Below are 24,024 nucleotides of genomic sequence, written 5' to 3' on the forward strand. Positions count from 1 at the left end.
CCGGGATTATTCGGCGGAAACGTCGATCAGACCCAGCCAGAACGGCGAATCCGGATCTTCCTGAATCATGCCCGTGGTGACAGAGCCCAGATCCAGGGAATCCCCTTCACGGGTCCACAGGGTCGTTGCCACACTGGAACTTGCCAGCAGAACCAGACGATCCCCTTCGTTCACGTAGGTATGTCCGCACTGAATATAGCAGGTCGGATCCAATCCCAAAAGCTGGGAAGGCAAAGGTGGCAAGGCCTGCGGTCTTGGCAGTTCGCTGGACAGATCCTGTCCGATCGACAGCGGTTGCAGCCTTTGATTTCTTCTTTGAATGAACAAACTTGGACAACCCACATGCGCCCACGCGACTTGCGGGCCGCGTTTGAAGATCGCCATCAGCTCCACGCCGGAAAAATACTCTGCACGGTTTTCACCGCGATAAAGCAGATCATTGGCGATCAGAATCCCGGTGCGCACATAGTTCACTTCATCCGAAAGACAGGTCAGAAACTCAAACGGGGAAGTCACTTCCACGTCCGCTTTCGCCGCGCTGACATACTTCACCACTTCATCCAGGGCTCTTTGGGCGTGTTCAGGCTGCCCCCATGAGGTGGCAATCACAAACAGACTTCCGTCATCTTCACGATGAATGAGCGGTTTGGGACGAAGAATCTTGGTGCTGTACGAGCGCTCCTGCAGTTTCACTTTACAATGCTCCGTATTTTTTCAACTTGATGTAAGCCTTCTTGTAGTACTCACCATCCGGGATATCCAGCTCCAGGATCTTTTTCCACTTGTCCTTGGCGCCGGCCTTGGATTCGCCGCCATCGACGTTACCAAAGCTTTCTTCCAGGATGCCCTCCTGATACAGCGTCATCATCTGCTTGCGCAGTTCCGTTGTGTATCGTTCGATGCGGTCCGGAAGTTCATCATTTGTAGGATCCAGGCTGCGCGCTTTACGCAAAGCCTGAATCGCCCCTTTCAGATTCTGGGCCTGATAGTTCTTTTCAGCCTCGGCCTGGAAGCTGGCCGTTTTCGAATTCATCATCTGACGAATTGAAGCGATATTGCGCTTAGCCTGACCTTTATAGCCACTTGGATCCGGAAGTTTTGATTCCAGCACCTTTTCATAAGCGGCAATGGCATCCAACGGTTTGCCTTTTTTGTGCACCCCTTCAGCCCAGCCATACAGTCCGCGCATCTTCGACACCAGGGACTGGTAAGCGGCTCTTTCAGCCTCTTTCGCCTCGCGCTGGGCATTGAGCATATCGACCTGGGATTTCAGATCAAGAATGCGTGGATGCTCTGGATTGAACTGCAGAACGGGACTTAGACAATCTTCCATCTCGGCGGCCGTGATAGCTGGATTGATTTTCTTCTGACATTCCACAACCTGCTTTTGGATTTTATCCTCAGCTTCGGCTTTGGCTTTTTCAATTTCATCCTGACGACGCTGCTGTTCCTGAATGAAGATCGCCTCTTTGGACAGACGCTCGATCTCGCGGATGTCCTCGTAGTCCGGGATGATCTCCTGGATCTTTACGATTTCATCCTGGGCCAACTGGTATTTACCCTGCATGTACAGATTCTTCGCGTCTTTATAGCGCTGACGAACCAGGGCCTGCTGTTCAGGCTTCAGTTTCGAGAACAGCTCTTGCGGCGAACCCGGAGCCATCACCTGACCCGGCTGCGCAGGAGGAGCAGACTTTTCCCCGCCGCTGAACAGATACGCCACGGCCAAAAGCACCACCGCACCCACAATCAGCTTCGGACGGTGTTTCTGGAAATCAAATTTACCCGAAGCCTGCGGCATCTGCCCTGGCATCGGCGCCCCCATGCCCGGATACTGCATCGGCTGTTGATACGGCATCGGCGGCATTGCCCCCTGATACGGCATCATTTCATGGGACTGCTGCTGATATTCCATGGGTACGTTGTCATAGCTGGTTGGCACCAGCGGACTTGGCGGAGCCACATTCACCATTTCCAGACGGCTCTGGAAACTGGCATCGTGCAATTCAAAATAAAGATAATTTTCCAGCACACTGATCGCGTCCCCGGACTTGATCGGCGTCATGTCCGTGGAAGAAATCGGATTGCCGTTTAAAAGCGTCCCATTCACGCTGCCCAGATCCAGAATCACAAACTGGGATCCGGCACGGCGGATTTCAAACTGACGACGGCTGACTCGCTGATCGCGAATCTGGATGTGACAGGTCGAATCCCGTCCTGCAATCCAGGCGTCACCCGCATCAAGGCGGATCATCTCTTTGGTGTCATTCTGAGCATCAACAATCTTGATGAAGGCCGCGGTCGGCGCCACCCCAATCATGGTTTTTTCATCGCTGCCGTCGAATGATTCCGGTGCGGAACCAAGGACTGCGGGCAGGTTTTCGCCACTGTTCATGACGGGAGCTTCCTGATACACCGGCGCTTCCGCCACGGTATTCAGGAAGTCAAATTCGTAAGGAGGCACGGTGAACATCGCCCCGTGCTCAAGCTGGAACTGCTGAACCTGTTCGCCGTTATGGATCACTTCACCATAACGGGACACAACCTCGACATTCCAGCTGCCATTGAAGAAAACTTTGAAATGCTCGCGGGAAATGCCCTTTTCCGGCTGCAAAACGATATCACAGTCCTCTTTGCGGCCAGCCACATAAGAGCGGTCCTCCGTCAGATTCACTTCACAGACTGTTTTGCCACGCAGGCGCACGCGCAGAAGAGCCATTAGAACCTGCCCTCCAGATTAAGCGTGCACTCTTCATAGAACTGCTTGGCTTCCTTGAATGAAGGATCGTCCTTGCGGTGCTGAAGCATGGTCATCACGTTGGAATAATTCGACTGGCACATTCTCCAGTTCTTTTTCTCGCGGTATCTGTTGCCTTGAATCATGTTGAATTTCACCAGCTCGTCAAACTTGATCTTCGAAAGATGGAAATACCGTTTTGCCAGCTCGTTGTCCGGATCCAGATTCAAAACAACCTGGAAAGCCTCGCGCGCACGGGCATACTGGCCCTGCTGGAAGTCGCGGAAGCCCTTGATGAAGTTTTCCTGAGCCCGGCGGTATTGAACCGAGTCGTATTTTTCTTTCTTGATGGTCAAAAGCTCCTGCGACCGCTTTTCAGCTTCAGCCACGTCCGCCATGGACAAAGCAGAAGTTCTGAAAGCATTCGGGTCTTTTTTGTTCTTATTGCCGGAATCCGACAGGAAGAACCACGCTGCCAAGCCCACGATGGCGATGATTCCATAGAATCTTGCCTTCGGATTGGAAAGCAGTCCGCCACCACCGGAGGGGCCACCCATCGGCGCACCCATGTTGGGCATGCCGTGATTCGGAGGTGGAGTATACCCACCATAAGCCATCGGCTGGGCCGGAGGCATTGAAGGATTCGGCATGGCCGGCATCGGACGAGGCTGTTGATAAGCCGGCATCTGCTGCGGACGCGGCGGAGTCGGCGCCGGGAATGGATTCGGCGTCAATAGCGGAGACGGAGTCGCTGCTGGTGTTGGCGGTGGCGCCTGCACCACTGGCATGTCGACTTTGAACAGAATTTCTGTCTCACCAATCTGAATCACCGAATCGTTCGTAAGAACTTCGGATTGAACGCTCTGGCCATTGACCATAACGAAGTTTTTCTGACTCAGATTGACGAGCACAAATTCATTGCCACGCTGTTTGATTTCCGCGTGCTGACGACTGACGCGCGGATCCTGGGAAAGGACAATGTCGTTTTCCGGACCACGGCCCATGGATACAGAAGCCTTTTCAAAAGAAAGCTTCTGACCAATATGCGGGCCTTTGATAATCTCAATATCAAACTTCATGGAATCCTTCACCTGAGGGGCCGCGCTCATCACGAGCCTCCTTCAGTTGGTGACACTGTGATCACATAATAGTCCACTTCCTGACCTGTGCAGAATGCCTGACAGCTCAGAATACAAAGATGTCCGCTGAACTCGAGCTGATCGGTGTGGATGCCGCGTGGATTTTCACGGGAACGCGCCACCAGACCTTCGATGTTCTGCTGCAAAGCCACATCGGGGATTGCTTTGTACATCTGCCCCTGAATCTGCGCCATTTCCGCACGAGCCACCTGCAGGAACGACGGATTGCAGGAAATAATCCGGCCTTCCTTCGCGATCGCCACACACGGGTAGCCGATCATCTGCATCAGATTTTCAGCCTCGCCGTCCTTGTTCACAAATCCTGCAGCACCACCGCCCTTGTCGGTGTCACCGTTGATATATCTTGTCAGCAGACTGTTGATATTGCCAATCAAGGCCTGCAATGGCGGGAACTGGAAGTCCACCACCGTATTGTCGGTCTTTTCACGCATCGCCGCGTCCAGCTGCGCATTCAACGTGACCAGCGGATATTCAATCAGCTTGTACATGAAGAAGAACAACAACAGACCAATCAACGATGCAATCACCAGCGTCTGCATGAACAGACTGATCGCCCGGCCGTCATCGAAGGCCAGACTGCCGATATCATAAAGCACAATCGCATGAGCCTTCACCGACTGCTCGCCCGTGTTCGGATCAAACAGACCAATGGGGAAGCTCGCGCCGATAGTGGATGAATCCACTTCAACGGACTGTGGGCGCATTTCCCGGCGGGCTGAATGCACAAACGGCAGATCCGGTGTGGTTCCCGCGCGCGAAGCCGGAGCCAGGATCATACCGTCAGACTGCTGCACAATCAGAACCTGCTTCACACCGTCTTCGGATTCCGCCGCGTTGGTGCTTAAGGATGAATAGCTGTTTTGCAAAAGAGCTGCCTGATTCAATGTCGCCACGGTGCGGGCAATGGAAGCGGCCCGACGTTTACTTTCATTGATGATGCTGGCGCGGGTGATCTGCACCATCGGGATCATTGAAAGCAGCGTTGTGGAGAAGATGAACATCACCACAAAGCCCAGCAGAACCATTTTCATTTCCACAAACTGTGGAAGCTTGTAAACCCCGGGCAAAGCCACGCGGTCCATATATTCATTGAATTTATCCACCAGGCCTTTGAAGCCACCCTGCTGGAAAGCCGGGGCTGGCGTCGGTGCGGGGCCTGCGCCCGGCATCCCCATACCTGCCATTGGCTGCGGCATCCCCTGAGGCATGCCCATGTTCTGCTGTGGCATACCCATGTGCATAGGTTGCGGCATCTGCGGAGCCGCCCCACCCCCATAATATGGCATTGGTGCCTGCGCACTTGGCTGTCCCTGCGGACGCTGCGCACGGGATTCCTGCGCCGGGATCACATCGGCAATCACATCGTGAATGCCCAGCTTGTCACCCAAACGCATCACACCGCTCTGCACACGGACACCATTCAGGTAAGTACCGTTGCTGGAACGAAGATCCGTCACAACAATTTTGTCTTTGAATACAGAAATCTCGGTGTGTTCTTTGGAAACACCGGAACTGATAAGTTTTATGTCACACTGAGGAGCCCGACCGATGAGGTTCCTCCCCATCTTCAGCTCCAGCACTGAACCCGCCTGCGGGCCGGACAAGATTCTAAGCGCCCACATAAAGTTGATCTCCCACGCTGACATTCCCGTTGCTGACCGTACCTGATGCCATCTCTATCACCGAAGCGGCTCCCCATACCGGGAGCACCAATCTCCAGGGACGCACGTCCCTGCGGATCGCACGCACCTTAAGATTTTTATCCACAAACACGCAATCAATCGCAAACTTCATAAAGAAAGTGTGGATGCTGTTGCAGTGATGAATCCACAACGCCTTTTCAGCCGGCAGATTTTCGCGGCCCAAAAGACCTTTGCCACGGCTCATGAAAGTGGAAGCCACTTCCAGATCCGCAATCAAAGTTTGGTTGTTGGTTGTATTCATCAACTTAGCCATCACTGTTACTTTCCACCATACATAAATGAAACCGCCACCGGACCGAAAACGATGATGAAAACCGCCGGCAGAATGAACAACATCAGCGGAATCAGCATGGTCTGGGAAGCCTGGGCACCGGCTTTCTCGGCACGGACGAATCTTTCCAGACGCATCTGCACTGACTGGTCTTTCAGGACCTGGGAAATACTGGCACCCGTGGACTCTGCATCGATCAGAACCGCCACAAAGCTTGTGATCTCGTTCATGTCCAGGCGCTCGGCCATTTCCTTCAAAGCCTGCGCCTTGGAGGAACCGATTTTGATATCTTTCAAAACAATTGAAAACTCTTCCGCCAGCACACTGTCCGTGCCGTTGGCTTTATCCACGATCTTCTGGATCGCCGAGAAAAAGTCCAGACCCGCTTCCACCGACAGCGCCAGCAGATCGATGAAGAACGGCAGGTCCGCGCGCACTGAAAGCTCACGGCGCTTCTTTTCACCGCGTGCGTGAATCTGCGGCAGATAGAAACCAATCAGACCCATACCCACCACAACCATCGGGGACAAACCCAGCTGCAGCGAGAAGTTCATGACCAGCAGGAAGATCGGGAACATGATCCCCCACAGGAACTGCAACCCGATGAATTCATCCTCGTTCAGCTCTGATGACAGGCCCGAGGTTTTGATGAACTTGCGAACTTTTTTGCGATAGGATTCACTGCGAATTTTCATCGCGTGCTGCAGGGTGAACTGATGCACCAGCGGACGCGAGAAATTGATCACCGGGTTTTTGGATTTTACCGGTTCATCATTGTTCGCCCATGAAAGCTGCTGCTTGTCCGTGTTACTTGCAAAGATGGAACTGACAAAAAGGAAGACCGCAACTCCTGCGAGCAGCAATCCCAGAATCAGCATTAACTCTGCACTTCCCATTTTCGCCTCTTCGTGTTCAAGTATCCTCATGAAACCAGCATTGATCTTGGCCTCAGAGTCACCGCGCCGAAAACAGCTTCTAAGTGAAGCGGGTTTTTCATTCGACGTGGTTCCAGTTAAAGTATCGGAAATTCCTAATAAAAACCTGAATGTAAACGATCAGATTTTAGATATTGCCAGACGAAAAGCGAGTGCGGCTTTGCCCCTGCTAAAGTCCAGCCGTACAGACGCGTTTATCGTGCTTTGCGCGGACACAGAGGTGATTTTCGACGGGGCCCCCCTGGGTAAGCCCGCCGATCGTCAGGATGCCTACCGGATTCTTAAACTTTTGTCGGGTAAATATCATGAAGTCATCACGGCGGTGTGCCTGGTCGAGTCCAGCACCGGCAAGGAAGTGTCTCAGACTGAGACCACAAAAATTCACTTCCGCAATCTGAGCGATGATGAAATCTGGACCTACATAGACACCGGCGAACCGATGGACAAGGCCGGTGCTTACGGGATTCAGGGTCAGGGCGGAAAATTCATCGAACGCTTCGACGGCCCCTTCGACAACGTCGTGGGACTTCCCATCGAGCTGGTGAAAAATCTACTGTCCAAATTTTAAACACTGAAAGATCTCTGGGGCCTTCGGCGCATCCTCTGTTATGGTGCGCCTTTCAGCTTTTAACCGGAGGTCTTGATTCATGAAACGCCCTATCGCTTTGGCCCTGTCCGCTCTGACATTGACCGCTTCTCTGGCTCACGCACAGGAAGAAGTTCTGCCACAAGCACCCTCCAACGAAGAACTGATCGAGCGTCAGACGACTGAGGGTATGAACAAGTCGATGGAAAAGATCCTCAAGCAGCACGGCATTGAGTGGGGCATCTTCGATAAATTCAAACCGAACCGCTGCAAGTACGCCATACAGATTCCTGACTCTGTCACTCGCGGTACGATCGCTCTGACTTTCGATGACGGCCCGAACCCGGAAACCACGCCTTTGATTTTGGATGTACTGAAAGCTCACGGCGCCAAAGCCACATTCTTTATTTTGGGAAGCAAAATCAAAGGCAACGAAGCAATCCTGCGCCGTATGGTGGCGGAAGGTCACCAACTGGCGAATCATTCTTACAGCCATCCGAACTTCCACGAGTTGAGCTCTTCGCGCATGAACTCTGAAATCTCGCAAACCGACCGTCTGCTTCGCACGGTGGGCACGCCAAGATTCTTCCGTTATCCCTACGGAAACTCGACATGTTCCAGCAACGAGCTGGTCAGCTCTTTGGGTTATGTGAACGTGGGTTGGGATATCGATACTTGTGACTGGGCCTATGCTGACGGCCAGGTCAGCGACAAAGAAAATGCAACCTGCCAGGCTCCGCAAAGCCTGCGCCGTGATTATGCCGGCTATGTCGCCAACGCTGTTGCACAAACAAACGGTGGCGTTCTGCTGATGCACGACATTCACCGCAACACCGCTCAAAGCCTGGATCGCCTGATGACGATGCTGGAACAAGACGGCTACCGTTTCGTGTCCCTCACCGACCGCAACATCTTCCCAAAACTAAACCGCCGCTAACCCCAAAAGGTACCTGCTTACTTTTGCAGAAGCCCTGCATAAAACGCGGCGCTTCTGCAAAAGTAAGCAGGTACCTTTTAGATTCTTAAAGGATAGGACTGTGAGTGCAGTCCTATTTTTTTTAGATATTCGAATATTTCGCGGTCAGCAATGACTGAATAACCGCGAATTTCTTCCAAGATCCGGGTCCACGGGCGCTGATCCCAAAACTTCTTTTTCAGTTTTCGTGTTTTACCCGCCCCCGTGATCATCAGGGCCAGCATCCCACTGACCGCACGAATGAACGGTGCAAAGGTGCGCCGCTTGCGCAGGCGAATCCGCACATGCAGACTTTCCCCCGCACAGACGATTTCATTCAGCGAAATGCCGTACTTACGCGCCTGACTTTTCAAAACTGTTTCGATGATTTTCTTGTTCTTCGATTTTTCAAAGGCCCATTCGCCCCGGGCTGATTCTGACGACAACACAACATGCATGGTTTTCTTCAAAGAAAGCGGCCGCGCCGTTTTGGCGTGGCTGTTTCTTAAAAGCTTACCCCCGAACTGCTTCGCAAGATGCAGACGGGGGTTATCTATACGGGTTGTGGCTCTTCGGGAGGAGCGTCTCATGAACCATGTTCTACCACCATTTCCAGTGTCGTCAACAAAAAAAGTAGCGATGGTATTTTTATTGGACATTTTCGCAATCGGAATGATAGGTTTCACGTCATGGCATTAAAAGAGATCACAGAAAAAGCAAAACCCGCCAAAATCCTGGCCGTTTCGAAACTTCAGCCGGCTGAAAAGGTGCGCGCCCTGCACGCCGAGGGTCAGCGCCTGTTTGGTGAAAATTACGTTCAGGAAGCCCTTGAAAAACAAAGTGTGCTTTCTGACCTTGCCGACATCCAGTGGCACCTGATTGGTCATCTTCAAAAGAACAAAGCCAAAATGGTCGTCGGAAAGTTCCATCTGATTCACTCCGTGGATTCCCCGGAACTGGCTCATGTGATCAGCCGCCAATGTGAACAAAAGGGCGTCACTCAGAACATCCTGATTCAGGTCAATCTGGCAGGCGAAGCCAGCAAAGAGGGCTTTTCCGCAGAAACCCTCGAAAGCCAGTGGGCTGAACTGACAAGCCTGCCCCATCTTCATATTTATGGCCTGATGACCATGCCACCATTAACCGAAACCGGGGTCGAAGTACGTCCTTACTTTGCAGAGCTGCGCCAACTGCGCGACCGACTAAAAGCGACTACGGACACGACAGTCCATCCACTGAATGAGCTGTCAATGGGCACGAGTCACGATTATCCGGTTGCCGTTGAGGAAGGCGCCACAATCGTGCGCCTTGGGACTATTTTATTTGGCGAACGTCCCGCCAAAGGGTAGGATCACTATATGAATCCCTTGTTGAAATCGCAAAAAATCGGCTTTCTGGGTGCAGGGAATATGGCGCAAGCCATGATCAAAGGTCTCATCGAAGGAGGCTTTCCTGCCAAAAACATCTTCGCTTCCAACCGCTCCGAAGGAAAACTTCACAAACTTGCTGAGACATTCAAAATAAATCCAGTCTTTAGCAATGATGAACTGGTCGACACCTGCGACATCATCATCCTGGCGATCAAACCCCAGGATCTGTTATTGGCGCTGGAACCAGTCACCCGCAGCTTTGACGAACACAAAATCGTCATCAGTGTTGCTGCTGGCATCCGCATGGAAAAACTGGAACGTTACATTCAGGGGGCCCGCCTTGCACGCGTGATGCCCAACACCCCGTCCCTGATCGGCCGCGGAGTCATCGGTTATCTTTTGAACGATGACGATGACGGGGGACTTGATGCCACCGTCGAAGATTTGTTCGCACCTCTGGGTCGCGTGATTCAGGTTCACGACGAGGATCAGTTTGAAGCGTTGATGGTTTCCTGCTCCAGCGGCACCGGATTTGTCTTTGAAATGATGATGTACTGGCAGGACTGGATCGAAGAGCACGGCTTTTCGGTCGAAGAGGCCCGCATGATGACCATTGAAACTTTTGTTGGCGCTTCTTTGCTGGCAGCACAAGCCCGCGAAGGGGTTGAAGACCTGCAGGCCCGTGTCACTTCCAAAAAAGGTGTCACTGCGGCTGGACTTCAGTCCATGAGAGAGCTTGAGATTGAACGCGCTCTTCGCATCAGCTTTGAGAAAGCGGCGATGAGAAACAAAGAAATGGCCCGGGAAATCAAATAACCTTGCCCAGGCACAGACTCGGCCTTTATCCTTAATCATATTGTTCAAGGAGGAACAAAATGAGAATTACTCCTATCGATATCGCTCACAAATCTTTTGGTAAAAAGATGATGGGTCTTGATGCTGACGAGGTTATGGATTTCCTTCAGCAAATCGCTGCCCAGATGGAGTCCTTGATTCAGGAAAGAAACACCCTGAAAGAAGCCATTCGCGAAAAAGAACTTTCTTTGATGGAATACAAAGAGCGCGATCAGGTTTTGAAAGAGACTATCGCCACTGCAACTCAGATGGCAGACCGCCTTCGTCAGGATGCAGACCGTGAAGCGAAATTGATCATCGCCGATGCTCAGCAAAAGGCCGAAATCATCACTCGTGATTCCCGCGACTCTTTGAAGAAAATGTACCAGGAAGTGACTGAACTGAAGCGCGCACGCATGCAGTTTGAAGCCAACCTGAAAGCTTTGGCACAGGCGCATCTGTCTTTGCTGGAACAAGGTGAAAAGTACATGCCACAGGCTCAGCTTCCAAATCACAATATCGTGAATGGAAATGGCGCAGGCCGCTCTCCAAACGTGTCTCCTCTTTCTGCTGAATAATCAGTACAAAGATCTTCATGATTGAAGCAACAAAAGGTGGAGCTCGACTCCACCTTTTTATTCAGCCCAAGTCCTCCAGGAACGAAGTTGTGGGCCCCCACAACGGCGAAATCAAAATCAAACTGACCGCCCCGCCTGTCGACGGAAAAGCCAACGAATGCCTGATCGAATTTCTTTCGGATCTGTTTGATATTCCCAAGCGTGATGTGCATTTGATCAAAGGGGAAACCGGGCGCCACAAAGTGGTGGAGCTGACAGGCCTGGACGCGGAAAAAATAAGGGAAGCCCTCAGGCTTCCCAAAAACTAACGACGTTTCTTTTTGTTGGTTTTCAGCTCGATCTGGAATTCCGTATCATCCAGCTGCTGTTGCAAGCCATCATCCACTGGCGGTAGCTTCTTCGGCTGCGTGGGACGGGCTTTGAACAGATTCTGATCCACACCGTCACCCGTCTGTTCTTTGAAGCGACGAACTTTCTTTTCAGAACTCAGGTCGCTTTCTTCATACATATTGGAGCGATAGTTCGGCACCGGATTTTCAACCGGCGCAACATATTCAGGTTCTGAATAGCCCTCACTCATATCAAAGCTGTAGCGAATGAATCCGCCCACATGAAATCCCGCCGCCGAGTTAGAACCAGTCAGGGTCATACCCCCGTTGGCCTGCACACTCAGCTTCGGACTGATCAGCCAGGTTGCATACAGCTGGCTGTCCATCAGGTTTGGCTTCACAGAATAGAACTTCATGGATCCGGCATTGACGCTGTTTATGTAGGAAGTCCGCAAAGCTTCAGTCACATCGGTTGTGTCATCAGAAACACTTTGATAGCCGAAAAGCTCGGCCCCCAAACGCAGGCGCTGCAGTTTCATCTGCGCCCCCACGCCCCAAGGCATCAGGAATGAACGACCGCTGCCGCGATAGTTGAAACCCAGCCAGCCATAGCCCCGCATGGTTCCGAAATCTTTCTGTGCAATCAAACGGGAGCGAACCTCAAAAACCCCTTCAGAATTCAATACGGTATCCGAAGCAGGGTTGACCTCTTCAAAAGGCATGACCGCGATGACTTCCGGAATCAGCTGAAACGCATCGGAATACATCAGGAAATCAAAACCCACAGCCGCTTCGCTGATCGAGCTGTTGGAACGGCTTGCGACCGAGTCCTTGCTTTCGGCATTACTGATCGTTCCCCAGCCCAAAATCGACCAGTTTCTTTTCGGAACATAGCGAGTCCCAAAAGAAGTATCGATCAATGAGTAACTGTTGCCGCTTACCAGGCTCTGACTGCCGCCCCCTGAAGCCGGATAATTGGCCTCAGAATAGAAATAGTTGGCATTCACCTCGAAATCCCAGTGATCCCGGCGAAATTCCTTGTAGTTATCCACAGCCAGAGCTGGCAATGAGATCGAAAAAATAGACAGAGCGACACACGCCCAACGCGGAAGATTATTTGCCATTTTCATAACTTCCTAATATTAACAACCCTATGACTGCGACATCAAACAAATCACAGCTGGCCATCATCTTTTTCACTGTTTTCCTGTATTTAGTGGGCTTTGGTGTGGTTATCCCAATCCTCCCCATCCTAAGTCGCAACTTCGGCGCCACGGCGCTTGAAACAGGCTTGCTGCTTTCAGTTTATTCCCTGATGCAATTCCTGTTTGCTCCTTTCTGGGGCCGCCTCAGCGATCGCCTGGGGCGTCGCCCGATTCTGCTGTTCTGCTTGGTCGGCGAAACTCTGTCTTACATCATGTTTGCCTGGGCAAGGTCCTTAGAATGGCTTTTTGTTGCACGCATCCTTGCGGGCTTCTTTGGCGCCAGCCTTTCCACCGCATCGGCTTACATTTCAGACATCACCCCAAAACATGAGCGCTCCAAAGGCATGGCTCTGATCGGTGCCGCATTTGGTTTGGGCTTTGTTGTCGGCCCGGCTTTGGGTGGCGGTTTAGCAGTGTGGGGTCACCACATCAATCCAGCCGCGCACTTTGACACTTCGTTTGCCTCTTACTGGGTGGCGGCTTTGTGCTTTGCGAACTTCCTGTTCGGCTTGAAGTTCCTGAAAGAATCCCTGAGCGAAAAAAGCGAATCTGCCGCCAAGAAAAGACGTTTCTCGGTCATGTGGCAGTATCTGAACAAAAAAACAGTCGGTGCCCTGGTGACCGTGTTCATGCTTTCGTCACTGGCCATGTCCTCGATGGAAGCGACTTTGATTTTGTTCATGGGTGAAAAGTATCAGTGGGATGTGAAACAGGTTAGTTTCGGTTTTGCATACATTGGTGTGATCATCATCTTCACCCAAGGCTTCCTGGTCCGTCGTCTGTTGCCAAAATGGGGCGAGCGCAAGGTTCTGCGTCTGGGTATTTTGCTTTTTGCCCTGGGTCTGACCGGCATTGCAGTGGTGGATTCCATCACCGGTATGGCGATCACCATGACTTTGTTATCACTGGGTAACGGCCTGACCAACCCATCAATCATGGGAAGCGTCAGTTTGCTTTCAGACTCCAACGAACAAGGAGCCGCAATGGGTGTCACTCAAAGCATGGCGTCCCTGGGGCGTATCATCGGCCCGGCACTGGGTGGCGCACTTTACGGAGCCGTGGCGATCACCGCTCCATTCTGGGCATCAGGCCTGATGGCGTTCCTTGGACTTGCCATCGTCCTTATCATTTACAAATTCATCCCGGAACACGGGCGCGTAGGATAAATCATGGACTTTAATTCAATCGGTTATTTTCAATTCGACAATCTGATTCAAACCCGCACGCCTTTTTTACTGGTTATACTGGACAATGTGGATCTGAATGACTGGTACAAAAGCGTGACCAAAATGCATTTGGACAACATCAGTTTGCCATCCACCCCCGAGGGGGCGTTGGAGGCGGTAAAAGGAAAAAGTCTGCCTCCGCACTTTGCCGTCGTGGTTCTGGATCGTGATGAAAAGTCAGCGCCGCAGGTTGCGGCCATGTTGGAACAAGCCGGATTCATCAATAGTTTCTATGTTAAAGGTGGTCTTGAAGGCCTCTTGAAAGAACGCCAACAATAATTTGACACAGAACCAACACAAAATTTTAAAGCATTGTTGTTGAAGGCAAGACTTTATACCATACTGGCTACATCAAAACTTAGAACTTTAAACAAGGAAGTAACATGAAAAAGTTTTTGATTGCAGCTCTTGCTACAACAACGATGACTTCTGCAGCTCAGGCCGGAACTTTGAATTTGGACCTGCGTGCAGACTACAACTCTACAACCTATGACGAATCCGCATTGAAGGACTTCTCCAAGTTTTACTTCAAGACGGGCCGTTTGGATTACCAGGGCAAAGCAACGGAAGATCTTTCTTTCCGCGTTCGTCTGGCCTTCAATAAAGATGCAACTACTGGTGTGGATAGCACACAGACTGCCGTAGAGTATGCATTCTTGACACACAAAATGTCCGACATGTTTGCATTAAGTGTTGGTAAAGTAAATTCTGATATTGGTGGCTTTGAAGGCGCAACTAGTGGCGCTGATCTTTATCTAACTTCTCAATTCTATACTTTAAAAGGCCCGAATGGCGATCTTGCCAGCCGCGCAGCAACTACGGGCGGCACCGGCCACAACCTTGGAACAACTGACCTTCTATATCTGACTGGTGTTAAGGGTATGTTCACTTTTGCTGACCAAACTATTACTCTACTTGCTACAGATGAACCAAGCCCTGTACGTGCATCCGGCACTTCCGCCGATCAAAATACCAGCTTGATGGGTGCGATCTGGAGAGGCACGTTCATGGACAAAGCTCTTATGACAAATCTTTCCTATCATACAATGGGCGGACCGGCTGATGGCGATAAGCACCAACTGATGGCAGCTGGGGTAATGTGGAACGCAAAACCAATGATGGTCTCTTTAGATTACTTGATGTCTGAGTTCAAAGAGGACGCATCTGGCGACAAAGACACTGTGACTTCCATCGTGGCAAAACTTGCTTACACTGGTTGGGAACAGTGGACTCCACGTCTTGAGTTCCAGACTTCTGAAGAGAAGCTTGAAATTGGCGGCGAAGCGACCAACAAGTTCATGGGTTACGGTGCAGTTCTTGAGTATAAACCTTATGCTGACACCAACTTCCGCTATCACCTGGCTTACGCAAACGTGAAAGAAGAGCCAGAAGCTGGCGACGACATCACAAGCCAGGAAGTTGTCCTGGGCGCTCGCCTGATGGCAGATTTCCTGAAGTAAGAAAAATAAGCCCTGTTCATACAGACTTAGATCAAGGGAGGCCCAGAGCCTCCCTTTTTATTTCGCACCGCTCCCCATCCCCCCACCTTCCCTCGTCTATTTTCACCTGAACTTCTGCCGATTTGGCCTATCCCAAAGTGCTTGAATTTGTTAGCCTCTAGGGGTTAAAAACTTAAGAATTTCATATCCTTAAAACCTTTAGAGGTCGTTGAAAATGTCAGAACAGTTATCAGATCGTTATAATCCCGCAGATGTTGAATCGCGCACGTATGAATGGTGGGAAAAGAACGGGTACTTCAAAGCCCAGGATCAATCCACAAAACCTCCATTCTCTATCATCCTTCCTCCTCCGAACGTCACGGGATTCCTGCACATGGGTCACGCTCTGGATCACACAATCCAGGACATGATGATCCGCTGGAAAAGAATGAACGGTTACAACACCATGTGGTTGCCGGGAACAGATCACGCCGGTATCGCCACTCAATCCGTTGTCGAGCGCGAGTTGAAAAAGGACGGTGTCACTCGTCACGATCTGGGTCGTGAAAAGTTCGTAGAAAAAGTTTGGGACTGGAAACACCAGTACGGAAACCGCATCTATGGACAAATGCGCCGCCTGGGTGATTCCTGTGACTGGGATCGCGCCGTGTTCACTTTGGACGAAGGCGTTTCCAAAGCCGTTCGCAAAGTGTTCGTATCCCTTCACAAAAAAGGCCTGATCTATCGTGGCCAGCGTCTGGTGAACTGGTCCGGTCCTCTGGAAACAGCGATCTCTGACCTGGAAGTTGAACACAAGCAGATCAAAGGCTCTTTGTATCACGTGAAGTATCCTCTGGAAGACGGTTCCGGCTTCCTGATTGTGGCGACGACTCGTCCAGAAACCATGCTGGGTGACTCTGCAGTGTGTGTGCATCCTGAAGATGAACGCTACAAGCACCTGATTGGCAAAAACGTTCTGCTGCCTTTGACCAACAGAAAAATCAAGATCATTGCTGACACTTACGTGGACAAGGAATTCGGTTCTGGCGTGGTGAAGATCACTCCGGCGCATGACTTCAATGACTACAAGATCGGGAAAACCCACAATCTTGAGTTCATCAACATCCTGACGAAAAAAGCCGAGATCAATGAAAACGGCGGCGTTTATGCCGGCTTGAAAGTTCAAGAGGCACGCAAGCGCATCCTGGAGGACCTGAAAGCCCAGGACCTTCTGGAAAAAGAAGAACCACACGTTCACTCTGTAGGTCACTGCTCGCGCTCTGGCGCGGTGGTAGAGCCTTACCTTTCTGAACAGTGGTTCGTGAAAATGGAAGCTTTGGCAGTTCCGGCAAAACGTGTTGCTGAAAACGGCACGATCCGCTTTGAACCGGAATCATGGACAAAAGTTTACCTGCACTGGCTGAACAACATTGAAGACTGGTGTATTTCCCGTCAATTGTGGTGGGGTCACCGTATTCCGGTTTGGTACTGTGCAGACTGTAATCATCAGACAGTGGCTGAAACAGATGTCACGGCTTGCGAAAAATGCGGCAGCACGAAACTTCACCAGGACGACGACGTTCTGGACACATGGTTCAGTTCTGCTTTGTGGCCGTTCTCCACAATGGGCTGGCCGAATGAATCCGAAACACTGAAAACATTCTACCCAACCAGCTATCTGGTGACTGGTCACGATATCATCTTCTTCTGGGTGGCTCGTATGATCATGATGGGTCTTGAGTTCCAAAGAGACGTTCCATTCCGCACGGTCTACATCCACGGTCTGGTACGTGATTCTCAAGGGCGCAAGATGTCCAAGTCTTTGGGTAACTCTATTGACCCGGTTGAAATGATTGAAAAGCACGGTGCCGATGCTTTGCGCTTCACCTTTGCGGCACACCTGTATTCAGGCAAAGACTTCAAGTTCAGCGAACAGCGTCTTGAAGGCTACCGCAACTTCATGAACAAAGTTTGGAACGCGGCTCGTTTTGCGCTTTCCAATCTGTCTGATTTCAAGGCTCCGGCTGAAGGCGTGAAAGCTTTGCCGAATAAAGCCCACATCAGCGTCTTTGACCAATGGATCATCTCCAAACTTGAGGAAGTGACCAAAACTGTTGAAGAAGCGATGGAACAGGACCGATTCTCTGATGCATCCACAGCTCTGTACCAGTTTATCTGGAATCAGTTCTGTGACTGGTACATCGAGTTCACCAAACCGATCCTGAACGGCAACAACGCGGAAGAAAAAGCCGCGACTCAGCTGGTGATCGCTCAGGTTCTGAACCGTATCATGCGCCTGCTGCACCCGTTTGCTCCGTTTATCTCTGAAGAGATTTACCAGAAGCTTCCGATCAAAGGCACTGCGTGTATTGTGGATCAGTACCCGAACACCCGTAACGACAAAGAGTTCCTAAGCCTGGGTTCTGCCCAAGCCGCTTTGGAAATCGACATCGTGAAGGAAGTTATCACCGCGATCCGCAATATCCGTGGTGAAAACCGCATCAGCCCGGCTGTCAAATTGAACGTGCGCCTGGGTGTGACCAACGATCAGACGCAAAAAATCCTTGGCAACAACCGCACGGCTTTGATGACGATGGGTCGTCTGGAAAACATGGAAATCGGACCTGAAGGTAACATGATGAAATGTGCCGTGGCTCCGGTGGTGGTGAAAGACGCCAGCGTGAAAGTGATCATCCCACTTGAAGGCCTGGTGGACTTCGACGAGGAAGTAAAACGTATCAACAAGTCGATTGAAAAACTGACTCGCGATATCGGCATGCTTTCTGGCAAGCTTTCCAATGAAAAGTTTGTCGCCAACGCAGATGAAGAAGTTGTAGCCGCCGACCGTGTCTTGCTGGCACAGTCCAAGGTTCAGCTGGATTCATTGCGTGATGCTTTGACCCGCTTCCAGTAATCTGAAAACTCAAAAGCCTCCGTGGTGCAAATCACGGAGGCTTTTTTTATTTCAAAATCAGTAACCCGAGCGATGGCGCGGATGACGACGAGGGCGGCGCAAAGGCCGTTCTTCCCGGCTGTCGAAATCAATATCATCACTGCCATAGCGATAATCAAAATGCCTGCCATAGTGGCGATCCAGCTCGGGATGGCGCGCTTCGTAGGAATTGCGATAACCATTGCGAATGCGTTCAGCTTCATACGAGTCCCGCGGCGTCCAGTCGGACTGACCATAAGCTCTTTCATCGGGATGTCTTTCACGATGAGGTTCGTAATCGCGATAGTCCATCTCGGTGCCGCGCTCATAATCCCGATTCATTTCAAAATCCCGATTGTCAGAATTATCCCGACGACGCAGGCGATATTCCCGTTCCTCCCGAAGCTCCCGATTGTCCCCGCGGCTGCGGCTGCGATAGTCCACGTAATCATCGGGTGCCTGAGCCTCCCGGCGATATCGAATCCGATCCTCCGAGGACGGAGGCGGTGTCTGATGGCGGTCGTATTCATCAATAAACTCGCTGTAGTCAGGCTCACGCTCGGGACGCCGACGATACTCATCCTGATGTCTGAATCGATTTCTTTCCATGAAATCCTCCTTGGGGTGAACGACTTATTTTAAGTTCCGCCGATGTCACCCTCAAGAAAGCAAAAGGCCCTTTGCCAAAGCAAAGAGCCTTTCATGCGATTTGACACACCTTAGACCGGCTCACCTACCACAACATCTCCTAACGTCATATCTTTATGTCGCAAGATCTTCATAATAGGCCAGGTTTCCATTTGGCTTGCCCAGTTAGCATCTTCTTTCTTGATCTTCTCAAAAAGCGTTTCTGCCATTTCATAATTACCAAGCAGAATAGCAGCCCCCATCTTCACCTCATTACCTACGCCATTCCTATATGCGTTGCTAAGTATTTCCAGTTCCTCCGCCAAGAATGGTTCATTTAGGAATGTCTTAATTTGAAGTCGATTTAACATCCAATACGTATCAAATTGTACCGAAGCATCCGCCTTAGCACTAAGATCTTTGGCCTCAGTCAATATAGCGACTGCCTCATCGTACTTTTTTAAAGTAATTAGAGAAACCACGAGCGTAAAGACAATAAACAAATCTTTTTCAATTCGATGCTTATTTTCGCTCCACAGCTTCATAGAAGCATCAACTTTATTCGCCAGACTCCCCTTACTGAGAAGATTAAACAAATAACGAAGAGATGCCATTTCTCCGGACTGTTTAAACTCTCTTAAAGCAAAACTCCAAGCTTCATCAAACTTCTTCTGCTCTTCCGCAACCCGCGCAAGCATCAAGAATGGAATGGTTACTCTAATACCACTACCCTGCACTTCCGCCGATGGAGCGCTTTTAACCTCAGGCTCTTCTTTGGATGAAATCTTTTCGTCTGAAATCCCTTGAGCTACAGCAACGTTCTTAGCCAAATTTTTGATATCTTTATCAATTATGGGATTCACTGGTGCAGACTCAGGATAAATTCTAGTAGAGTCAATAAGACTATTTAGACGAGTAGCAAGTGCCTTGTAAGGATCCACCATCTCAACTTGTAAATCCAAGTTTAAGCTTGCATGAATATTTGCAAACAGATCATCAAAACTCTCAATTTCTACAAACCTAAATTTTGGATGTCTAGAAATTGCGTCAAGTTTTGGTGAGATAATACTATCTTTCCTGAGACACCAGTACACACCATGTGGAAACTTATTTTCATCTTTAAGCAAGGATTCCAACGAGTCCATGACAGTTCGATCATTTCCCGCATACCCTACGACAATCAATCCGTATTCTGTTGCGAACTGTCTAAACTTATCTCTCATGTTTGATTCAAGAGATTCTAGTTCACTTAGGGTATTCTTAATATTATCGAATAGGAAATCGCCATGGAGCTTGATTATTTTTGGTCTTTTGGACGTAATTCGTATCGAAGAAATACTTGAATCATGGGAACAAACAAGCGGCTTAACTTCACTCGAGAATCGATGGCAAGCTTCATTGAGAAGGTCATCAAAGTTAGTAGTTAATACTGTATTAATATACCCTTTTCTAAGTAGATTAACGAGATATATGTAACCCCACGAAGGGGCCGCCTTCTCTAGTAGCGACTCAATTACTTCTCTCCGCTGACTAGGATGATCATAAAGCTTTTCAAATAAAATTGAATACTCTTCAGGGCAATCATACCAAGAAGACTCCTTCACGAACTTATCTTTCTCATTTGGCGGCACTTTTTCGTGAGTGCAAACTTGTTGTCTCCACTTTTCTATTAGTGCTTTCGCAGAACTGACACCACTAGAAATACTGGCACCTGCTCCGAGCAAAAGAGCGTAATTTGGATGATTAGACTGGGTATGACTAAACAGATTTAACAGATGAGCCTGAGGCCGAACCTTTGGACCCATTTCAGCAATTGTTTTTTTCATCTATCTCCTCGCGAGTCCTATCATTCGGCTACCGCTGGAAATACTTTAATTAATCTATTGTTTGTTTAATTATGACTCACTCCATGCTGCATCGAATTAAGACAAAGCCCTTTGCCAAAGCAAAGAGCCTTTCATGCATTTCAACATGTAGTTGCCATTTAGAAGGTGATCTTCACCGACTCCGCCGACTTTTTCGCAGGACCATGGAAGACCGCTTCGATATTGTTCCCATCCGGATCCAGCACAAAAGCAGCATAGTATCCTGGATGATATGGACGTTCTCCGGGAGCTCCGTTATCCTTGCCGCCGGATTTCAACGCCACTTCGTAAAATTTCTTCACCATATCGCGGTCTTTAGCCTGAAATGCCAGATGAGTTCGACCTGTCAACTTTCCTGCGCTGGCCGGACTGTCGATAGCAGAAATAAACAATTCATCACACCAGAAGAACCCAGGCCCCTCGCCACCCATGGGAACGCCCAGGGTTTCAAAAACCGCCGAATAAAACTTTTTGGTTTTTTCCAGATCCTGAACCACCAGTTGCAGGTGATCAATCAAGCGTCCGCGGTGCAGTTCATTTGTTTCCATGATTCCTCCTAGTAAAGAAAGAAAATTGTAGCCTGTTTAATCCCACCAATAGTAGGCATATCCGCATAAAATCAAACCCACGATCCAGTTCCAGAAAGCCCCTTGAACTACATAAGGATAGACCATCAGCAAAATGCCCACGTATCTGAATCGTTTGTTTTCTTTCTTTTTTCCCTGACGAAACAGCCACCAGCCGATCAAACTGAAAAGCAAGCCCGCTACAATCGTCCACATATCAAACGACAGATTCAGCTGATCCAGCGGCAGGTTTTCAAGGCCCAGCTCTTCAGAATCCACAGGGACCTACTTGCACTGACACTGGAAAGTCGCAGCCTTGTCTGCTCCCGTGCAGCGGAAGACCGCCCCGTCATGAGCCAGCTCAAAGGAAAAGATCTTGCCGTTTTTTTCCACCAGCAAAAGATCATCCCCATTGGAGTAAAAGATCTTGCGGGAAATAGAACGACCCACCACTTCCCCATCAGCCTCAAGACTTGCCACCAGGGTGTCGGATGGATTGGCCATCTGTTCTTTGGACAAAGAAATCTCTTTCTGTGCCCCCCCAGCATCAAAGGAATAATATTTCAGCGTGCGGGAAGACTCCATTTCAATACTAGGAGCATTTTCGATATAAATACGGCGCATTTCACCGGACTTCGTTCGCAAGTCCGTGGCCACCCATTCTTCCGACTGCGTGACCACGTCACCCAGATCCGGATTGATCACCTGATTGAAAGTTTCAAAGTTGATTTCAACATTGGGGTCCAGCGTGTTCATCTGCATGTTCAGACAAACCGCCATCTCTTTCAGTTTTTGCTGATAAGCTGCGAACTTGCCGGGATCTTCCACTTCAGTAGGCAAGAAGCCCGCCGAAGAGGGGGCCGCCGACACATCCACCGGAGGAGGTTCGGCCTTTGGCGAAACTGTCGCCGTTTGTTCCGGCTGAGCCGGCACACCCATAGCTTCAGATTCAGCCCCGACATCTTCTGGCGGCGCTGACTGATAGAAATGACAGAAAGAGATAATCAAAAGAACGGCAACAACAAGGGATAGAATCAAAGCTGATTTCTTGCTCATCCCTTATTTATCGACTGATATCAACAGCGACGTCAATGGGTACAAACTGCGGCAGGGAAATTCCTTTAAAGTTAAAGCGAACCTGCATGATATCAAATTTTCTGGCCACGTCTTCGCATCCAGGGCCCTTCATTCCGACATACATCAGATAATTGGGCAGACCGGGTTCGTATTCCAGGTACCACTGATTCACTTCGCAGTATCCGCGCACGGTTGAACCCTGATTGGTTTCAAAATCAACCTCACTGGCAGAGGCAAAAGAAATAGATTTATTCACCAGAAATGCATCTGCCGCATTCAGCACCAGTCCAATGCGCAACATCGCTGTTTCACTAAGAGGATTCCAGATCGCCGAATAGTCATAGCCTTTGCCGCCCAAGGGCTGAATGCGGAAGCTCATACGATTGGCTTCCATCGTCTGCATTGCCTGGCCATACGCCGACCACAGAACTGTCAGGACCATCACCACTAACATCAAATATCGCATGATTCCCCCTCATGTGAAATTCGCAGGTGACTTTGTTCTAGTGGCCCCAGGGCCTAAAACGCAAGAAAGGGATCCGTGTGGATCCCTTTCTTGAAGTCATTTCAACTGTGGTGACAAGTTTGGGCTTACTTCAGCAAGCCAATCTCGCGCAGTCGCTGCATCAAGAAATCCTGTCCAGTAATATCAGCGTACTTCGCGCCTGTCCCTTTACAAGATGGCAAGCAGCTTAGCATTGCATCCGGATGCGGGTGCATGAAGAACGGCATGGAATAACGGCTTTGATTTGTACCATCCTGTGGATTGATCACACGATGTGTAGTGGATGGCAAAACGTCATTCGTCAGACGAGCCAGCATATCACCCACGTCCACGATCAATGTGTCTGGTTCAGAGTCGATATCCAACCAAGTGCCATCACGATCTTTCAATTGCAGACCGGAAGCGGTTGCAGCTGGAAGAATTGTAATGAAGTTGATGTCTTCGTGAGCCGCTGCGCGAACACAACGAGGATCAACACCTTCAGGGATTGGTGGGTAATGCAAAAGTCTTAGGATGGAGTTTCCATCTTTGGTCATTTTTGCGAAGAAGTCTTTTTCAACTTCCAAAGGCATCGTCAGTGCTTCCAGCATTACATCGCCCGCTTCTTCCAATGCCGCAAACAACTTGGAGAAATGCGCCTGGAACTCTGGCAGTTCCGAAGGCCATACGTTGGCTGGGTAAACCGCTTTCAGGGCGCTGCCCTCAGCAAGTTCACGACCCACGTGCCAGAACTCTTTCAAGTCCATCACTGGAGAATCTTTGGCGTGTTCCTGACCGAATGGAGTGTAACCGCGCTGGAAGCCGGCTTTTGGAGAAATATAGGATTTTTTAACTTCTGTCGGAAGTGCGTAGAAGTTCTTAAGGATGTCGTAAGCTTTGTGCAAATCTGCGGCTTGGACGTTGTGATCTTTAAGAATGATGAAACCATATTCTTTCAGACCAGTGAAAAGTTTGTCGATGAACTCTGAGCGTTCACCGGCAGTCCCTTTGGTGTAACTTGCAAGGCTCAATGTTGGCACTTTGCGAAGAGTGCTGTTTTCAGAATGAGAAGCAGTTTCCAGTGTTCTCACGAATCCTCCCTTGTATTGGTTCATCCGGAGAGTAGCCTGCTGCGCAATTAAAAG

25 protein-coding genes are annotated in these 24,024 nt (G+C 50.0%); 10 read left to right on the top strand and 15 right to left on the bottom strand.

Annotated elements, in window-relative coordinates:
* Window positions 1-6 precede the first annotated feature (6 nt).
* From AC04MQ_RS00875 to AC04MQ_RS00900, 6 genes are read right to left on the bottom strand one after another with little or no spacing between them, the layout of a single operon-like run.
* The gene (locus tag AC04MQ_RS00875) at window positions 7-693 is read right to left on the bottom strand and encodes a hypothetical protein (protein ID WP_417862458.1); all 687 of its coding nucleotides are present in this window, start codon (window positions 691-693) and stop codon (window positions 7-9) included.
* A gap of 1 nt (window position 694) precedes the next feature.
* Window positions 695-2,719: an FHA domain-containing protein gene (locus tag AC04MQ_RS00880; protein WP_015089656.1), complete on the bottom strand. Its 2,025-nt coding sequence runs from the start codon at window positions 2,717-2,719 to the stop codon at window positions 695-697.
* Entirely contained in the window at window positions 2,719-3,846 is a 1,128-nt protein-coding gene (locus AC04MQ_RS00885) for an FHA domain-containing protein (RefSeq protein WP_041576887.1), read from the bottom strand. The genes AC04MQ_RS00880 and AC04MQ_RS00885 overlap by 1 nt, the downstream gene beginning before the upstream one ends.
* Window positions 3,846-5,519: an FHA domain-containing protein gene (locus AC04MQ_RS00890; RefSeq protein WP_041576885.1), complete on the bottom strand. Its 1,674-nt coding sequence runs from the start codon at window positions 5,517-5,519 to the stop codon at window positions 3,846-3,848. Before AC04MQ_RS00890 ends, AC04MQ_RS00885 begins: the two co-directional genes overlap by 1 nt.
* Window positions 5,506-5,853 (bottom strand): DUF192 domain-containing protein, encoded by a 348-nt coding sequence (locus tag AC04MQ_RS00895; RefSeq protein WP_041578229.1) that lies wholly within the window; start codon window positions 5,851-5,853, stop codon window positions 5,506-5,508. Before AC04MQ_RS00895 ends, AC04MQ_RS00890 begins: the two co-directional genes overlap by 14 nt.
* Window positions 5,854-5,858: 5 nt before the next feature.
* Window positions 5,859-6,767 (bottom strand): type II secretion system F family protein, encoded by a 909-nt coding sequence (locus tag AC04MQ_RS00900; RefSeq protein ID WP_200859547.1) that lies wholly within the window; start codon window positions 6,765-6,767, stop codon window positions 5,859-5,861.
* Window positions 6,768-6,795: 28 nt separating this feature from the next.
* On the opposite strand from AC04MQ_RS00900, the gene AC04MQ_RS00905 reads away from it, so the two are divergent.
* Entirely contained in the window at window positions 6,796-7,374 is a 579-nt protein-coding gene (locus AC04MQ_RS00905; RefSeq protein ID WP_475390617.1) for a Maf family protein, read from the top strand.
* A 79-nt stretch (window positions 7,375-7,453) separates the two neighbouring features.
* Complete coding sequence (locus tag AC04MQ_RS00910; protein WP_015089650.1) at window positions 7,454-8,329, top strand: polysaccharide deacetylase family protein; 876 nt, start codon at window positions 7,454-7,456, stop codon at window positions 8,327-8,329.
* 77 nt (window positions 8,330-8,406) lie between these two features.
* Here the strand turns inward: AC04MQ_RS00910 and AC04MQ_RS00915 are convergent, their stop codons facing one another.
* Window positions 8,407-8,937, bottom strand: a complete 531-nt coding sequence (locus tag AC04MQ_RS00915; protein WP_475390619.1) for a hypothetical protein — start codon at window positions 8,935-8,937, stop codon at window positions 8,407-8,409.
* 99 nt (window positions 8,938-9,036) lie between these two features.
* On the opposite strand from AC04MQ_RS00915, the gene AC04MQ_RS00920 reads away from it, so the two are divergent.
* Genes AC04MQ_RS00920 through AC04MQ_RS00935 form a run of 4 tightly spaced genes read left to right on the top strand, consistent with a single transcriptional unit; the run spans window position 9,037 to window position 11,437 of the window.
* A complete protein-coding gene (locus tag AC04MQ_RS00920) occupies window positions 9,037-9,696 on the top strand; it encodes a YggS family pyridoxal phosphate-dependent enzyme (protein WP_475390621.1) in 660 nt (219 codons plus the stop codon).
* A 9-nt stretch (window positions 9,697-9,705) separates the two neighbouring features.
* Entirely contained in the window at window positions 9,706-10,533 is an 828-nt protein-coding gene (locus AC04MQ_RS00925) for a pyrroline-5-carboxylate reductase family protein (RefSeq protein ID WP_015089647.1), read from the top strand.
* Window positions 10,534-10,592: 59 nt separating this feature from the next.
* Window positions 10,593-11,129, top strand: a complete 537-nt coding sequence (locus tag AC04MQ_RS00930; protein WP_015089646.1) for a DivIVA domain-containing protein — start codon at window positions 10,593-10,595, stop codon at window positions 11,127-11,129.
* Window positions 11,130-11,146: 17 nt separating this feature from the next.
* Window positions 11,147-11,437, top strand: a complete 291-nt coding sequence (locus tag AC04MQ_RS00935; protein ID WP_041576881.1) for a DUF167 domain-containing protein — start codon at window positions 11,147-11,149, stop codon at window positions 11,435-11,437.
* Here AC04MQ_RS00935 and AC04MQ_RS00940 read toward each other — a convergent pair.
* Window positions 11,434-12,582, bottom strand: a complete 1,149-nt coding sequence (locus AC04MQ_RS00940) for a hypothetical protein (RefSeq protein WP_475390624.1) — start codon at window positions 12,580-12,582, stop codon at window positions 11,434-11,436. The genes AC04MQ_RS00935 and AC04MQ_RS00940 overlap by 4 nt on opposite strands.
* A gap of 29 nt (window positions 12,583-12,611) precedes the next feature.
* Here AC04MQ_RS00940 and AC04MQ_RS00945 point away from each other — a divergent pair, with 29 nt between their 5' ends.
* The 4 genes from AC04MQ_RS00945 (at window position 12,612) to AC04MQ_RS00960 (ending at window position 18,242) form a co-directional block, all read left to right on the top strand.
* On the top strand, window positions 12,612-13,829 hold the full coding sequence (locus tag AC04MQ_RS00945; protein ID WP_475390626.1) for an MFS transporter: 1,218 nt from the start codon (window positions 12,612-12,614) through the stop codon (window positions 13,827-13,829).
* Window positions 13,830-13,832: 3 nt separating this feature from the next.
* Window positions 13,833-14,168, top strand: coding sequence for a rhodanese-like domain-containing protein (locus tag AC04MQ_RS00950; protein WP_015089642.1), 336 nt, complete (start codon window positions 13,833-13,835; stop codon window positions 14,166-14,168).
* Window positions 14,169-14,272: 104 nt separating this feature from the next.
* Entirely contained in the window at window positions 14,273-15,349 is a 1,077-nt protein-coding gene (locus tag AC04MQ_RS00955; RefSeq protein ID WP_475390628.1) for a porin, read from the top strand.
* A gap of 214 nt (window positions 15,350-15,563) precedes the next feature.
* On the top strand, window positions 15,564-18,242 hold the full coding sequence (locus AC04MQ_RS00960) for a valine--tRNA ligase (RefSeq protein WP_475390630.1): 2,679 nt from the start codon (window positions 15,564-15,566) through the stop codon (window positions 18,240-18,242).
* A gap of 57 nt (window positions 18,243-18,299) precedes the next feature.
* Here the strand turns inward: AC04MQ_RS00960 and AC04MQ_RS00965 are convergent, their stop codons facing one another.
* The 7 genes from AC04MQ_RS00965 to AC04MQ_RS00995 form a co-directional block, all read right to left on the bottom strand.
* Window positions 18,300-18,869, bottom strand: a complete 570-nt coding sequence (locus AC04MQ_RS00965; protein WP_475390632.1) for a hypothetical protein — start codon at window positions 18,867-18,869, stop codon at window positions 18,300-18,302.
* Window positions 18,870-18,979: 110 nt separating this feature from the next.
* Window positions 18,980-20,713, bottom strand: coding sequence for an SIR2 family protein (locus AC04MQ_RS00970; RefSeq protein ID WP_475390634.1), 1,734 nt, complete (start codon window positions 20,711-20,713; stop codon window positions 18,980-18,982).
* Between the two features lie 158 nt (window positions 20,714-20,871).
* A complete protein-coding gene (locus AC04MQ_RS00975) occupies window positions 20,872-21,300 on the bottom strand; it encodes a VOC family protein (protein ID WP_417862490.1) in 429 nt (142 codons plus the stop codon).
* A 36-nt stretch (window positions 21,301-21,336) separates the two neighbouring features.
* Window positions 21,337-21,597 (bottom strand): hypothetical protein, encoded by a 261-nt coding sequence (locus tag AC04MQ_RS00980; protein ID WP_475390636.1) that lies wholly within the window; start codon window positions 21,595-21,597, stop codon window positions 21,337-21,339.
* A gap of 6 nt (window positions 21,598-21,603) precedes the next feature.
* Window positions 21,604-22,374 (bottom strand): hypothetical protein, encoded by a 771-nt coding sequence (locus AC04MQ_RS00985; RefSeq protein WP_475390638.1) that lies wholly within the window; start codon window positions 22,372-22,374, stop codon window positions 21,604-21,606.
* 7 nt (window positions 22,375-22,381) lie between these two features.
* Window positions 22,382-22,861, bottom strand: a complete 480-nt coding sequence (locus tag AC04MQ_RS00990; protein ID WP_475390640.1) for a hypothetical protein — start codon at window positions 22,859-22,861, stop codon at window positions 22,382-22,384.
* A 125-nt stretch (window positions 22,862-22,986) separates the two neighbouring features.
* The gene (locus AC04MQ_RS00995; RefSeq protein ID WP_015089635.1) at window positions 22,987-23,970 is read right to left on the bottom strand and encodes an isopenicillin N synthase family dioxygenase; all 984 of its coding nucleotides are present in this window, start codon (window positions 23,968-23,970) and stop codon (window positions 22,987-22,989) included.
* Window positions 23,971-24,024: the final 54 nt, after the last annotated feature.

The organism is Bdellovibrio sp. MYbb2, from assembly GCF_056175685.1.

What these genes read in the sequence shown, in the direction of transcription:
- AC04MQ_RS00880 (WP_015089656.1), bottom strand. Translation starts at nt 2,719, where the DNA reads ATGGCTCTTCTGCGCGTGCGCCTGCGTGGCAAAACAGTCTGTGAAGTG.
- AC04MQ_RS00885 (WP_041576887.1), bottom strand. Translation starts at nt 3,846, where the DNA reads ATGAGCGCGGCCCCTCAGGTGAAGGATTCCATGAAGTTTGATATTGAG.
- AC04MQ_RS00890 (WP_041576885.1), bottom strand. Translation starts at nt 5,519, where the DNA reads ATGTGGGCGCTTAGAATCTTGTCCGGCCCGCAGGCGGGTTCAGTGCTG.
- AC04MQ_RS00895 (WP_041578229.1), bottom strand. Translation starts at nt 5,853, where the DNA reads ATGGCTAAGTTGATGAATACAACCAACAACCAAACTTTGATTGCGGAT.
- AC04MQ_RS00900 (WP_200859547.1), bottom strand. Translation starts at nt 6,767, where the DNA reads ATGGGAAGTGCAGAGTTAATGCTGATTCTGGGATTGCTGCTCGCAGGA.
- AC04MQ_RS00905 (WP_475390617.1), top strand. Translation starts at nt 6,796, where the DNA reads ATGAAACCAGCATTGATCTTGGCCTCAGAGTCACCGCGCCGAAAACAG.
- AC04MQ_RS00910 (WP_015089650.1), top strand. Translation starts at nt 7,454, where the DNA reads ATGAAACGCCCTATCGCTTTGGCCCTGTCCGCTCTGACATTGACCGCT.
- AC04MQ_RS00915 (WP_475390619.1), bottom strand. Translation starts at nt 8,937, where the DNA reads ATGAGACGCTCCTCCCGAAGAGCCACAACCCGTATAGATAACCCCCGT.
- AC04MQ_RS00920 (WP_475390621.1), top strand. Translation starts at nt 9,037, where the DNA reads ATGGCATTAAAAGAGATCACAGAAAAAGCAAAACCCGCCAAAATCCTG.
- AC04MQ_RS00925 (WP_015089647.1), top strand. Translation starts at nt 9,706, where the DNA reads ATGAATCCCTTGTTGAAATCGCAAAAAATCGGCTTTCTGGGTGCAGGG.
- AC04MQ_RS00930 (WP_015089646.1), top strand. Translation starts at nt 10,593, where the DNA reads ATGAGAATTACTCCTATCGATATCGCTCACAAATCTTTTGGTAAAAAG.
- AC04MQ_RS00935 (WP_041576881.1), top strand. Translation starts at nt 11,147, where the DNA reads ATGATTGAAGCAACAAAAGGTGGAGCTCGACTCCACCTTTTTATTCAG.
- AC04MQ_RS00940 (WP_475390624.1), bottom strand. Translation starts at nt 12,582, where the DNA reads ATGGCAAATAATCTTCCGCGTTGGGCGTGTGTCGCTCTGTCTATTTTT.
- AC04MQ_RS00945 (WP_475390626.1), top strand. Translation starts at nt 12,612, where the DNA reads ATGACTGCGACATCAAACAAATCACAGCTGGCCATCATCTTTTTCACT.
- AC04MQ_RS00950 (WP_015089642.1), top strand. Translation starts at nt 13,833, where the DNA reads ATGGACTTTAATTCAATCGGTTATTTTCAATTCGACAATCTGATTCAA.
- AC04MQ_RS00955 (WP_475390628.1), top strand. Translation starts at nt 14,273, where the DNA reads ATGAAAAAGTTTTTGATTGCAGCTCTTGCTACAACAACGATGACTTCT.
- AC04MQ_RS00960 (WP_475390630.1), top strand. Translation starts at nt 15,564, where the DNA reads ATGTCAGAACAGTTATCAGATCGTTATAATCCCGCAGATGTTGAATCG.
- AC04MQ_RS00965 (WP_475390632.1), bottom strand. Translation starts at nt 18,869, where the DNA reads ATGGAAAGAAATCGATTCAGACATCAGGATGAGTATCGTCGGCGTCCC.
- AC04MQ_RS00970 (WP_475390634.1), bottom strand. Translation starts at nt 20,713, where the DNA reads ATGAAAAAAACAATTGCTGAAATGGGTCCAAAGGTTCGGCCTCAGGCT.
- AC04MQ_RS00975 (WP_417862490.1), bottom strand. Translation starts at nt 21,300, where the DNA reads ATGGAAACAAATGAACTGCACCGCGGACGCTTGATTGATCACCTGCAA.
- AC04MQ_RS00985 (WP_475390638.1), bottom strand. Translation starts at nt 22,374, where the DNA reads ATGAGCAAGAAATCAGCTTTGATTCTATCCCTTGTTGTTGCCGTTCTT.
- AC04MQ_RS00990 (WP_475390640.1), bottom strand. Translation starts at nt 22,861, where the DNA reads ATGCGATATTTGATGTTAGTGGTGATGGTCCTGACAGTTCTGTGGTCG.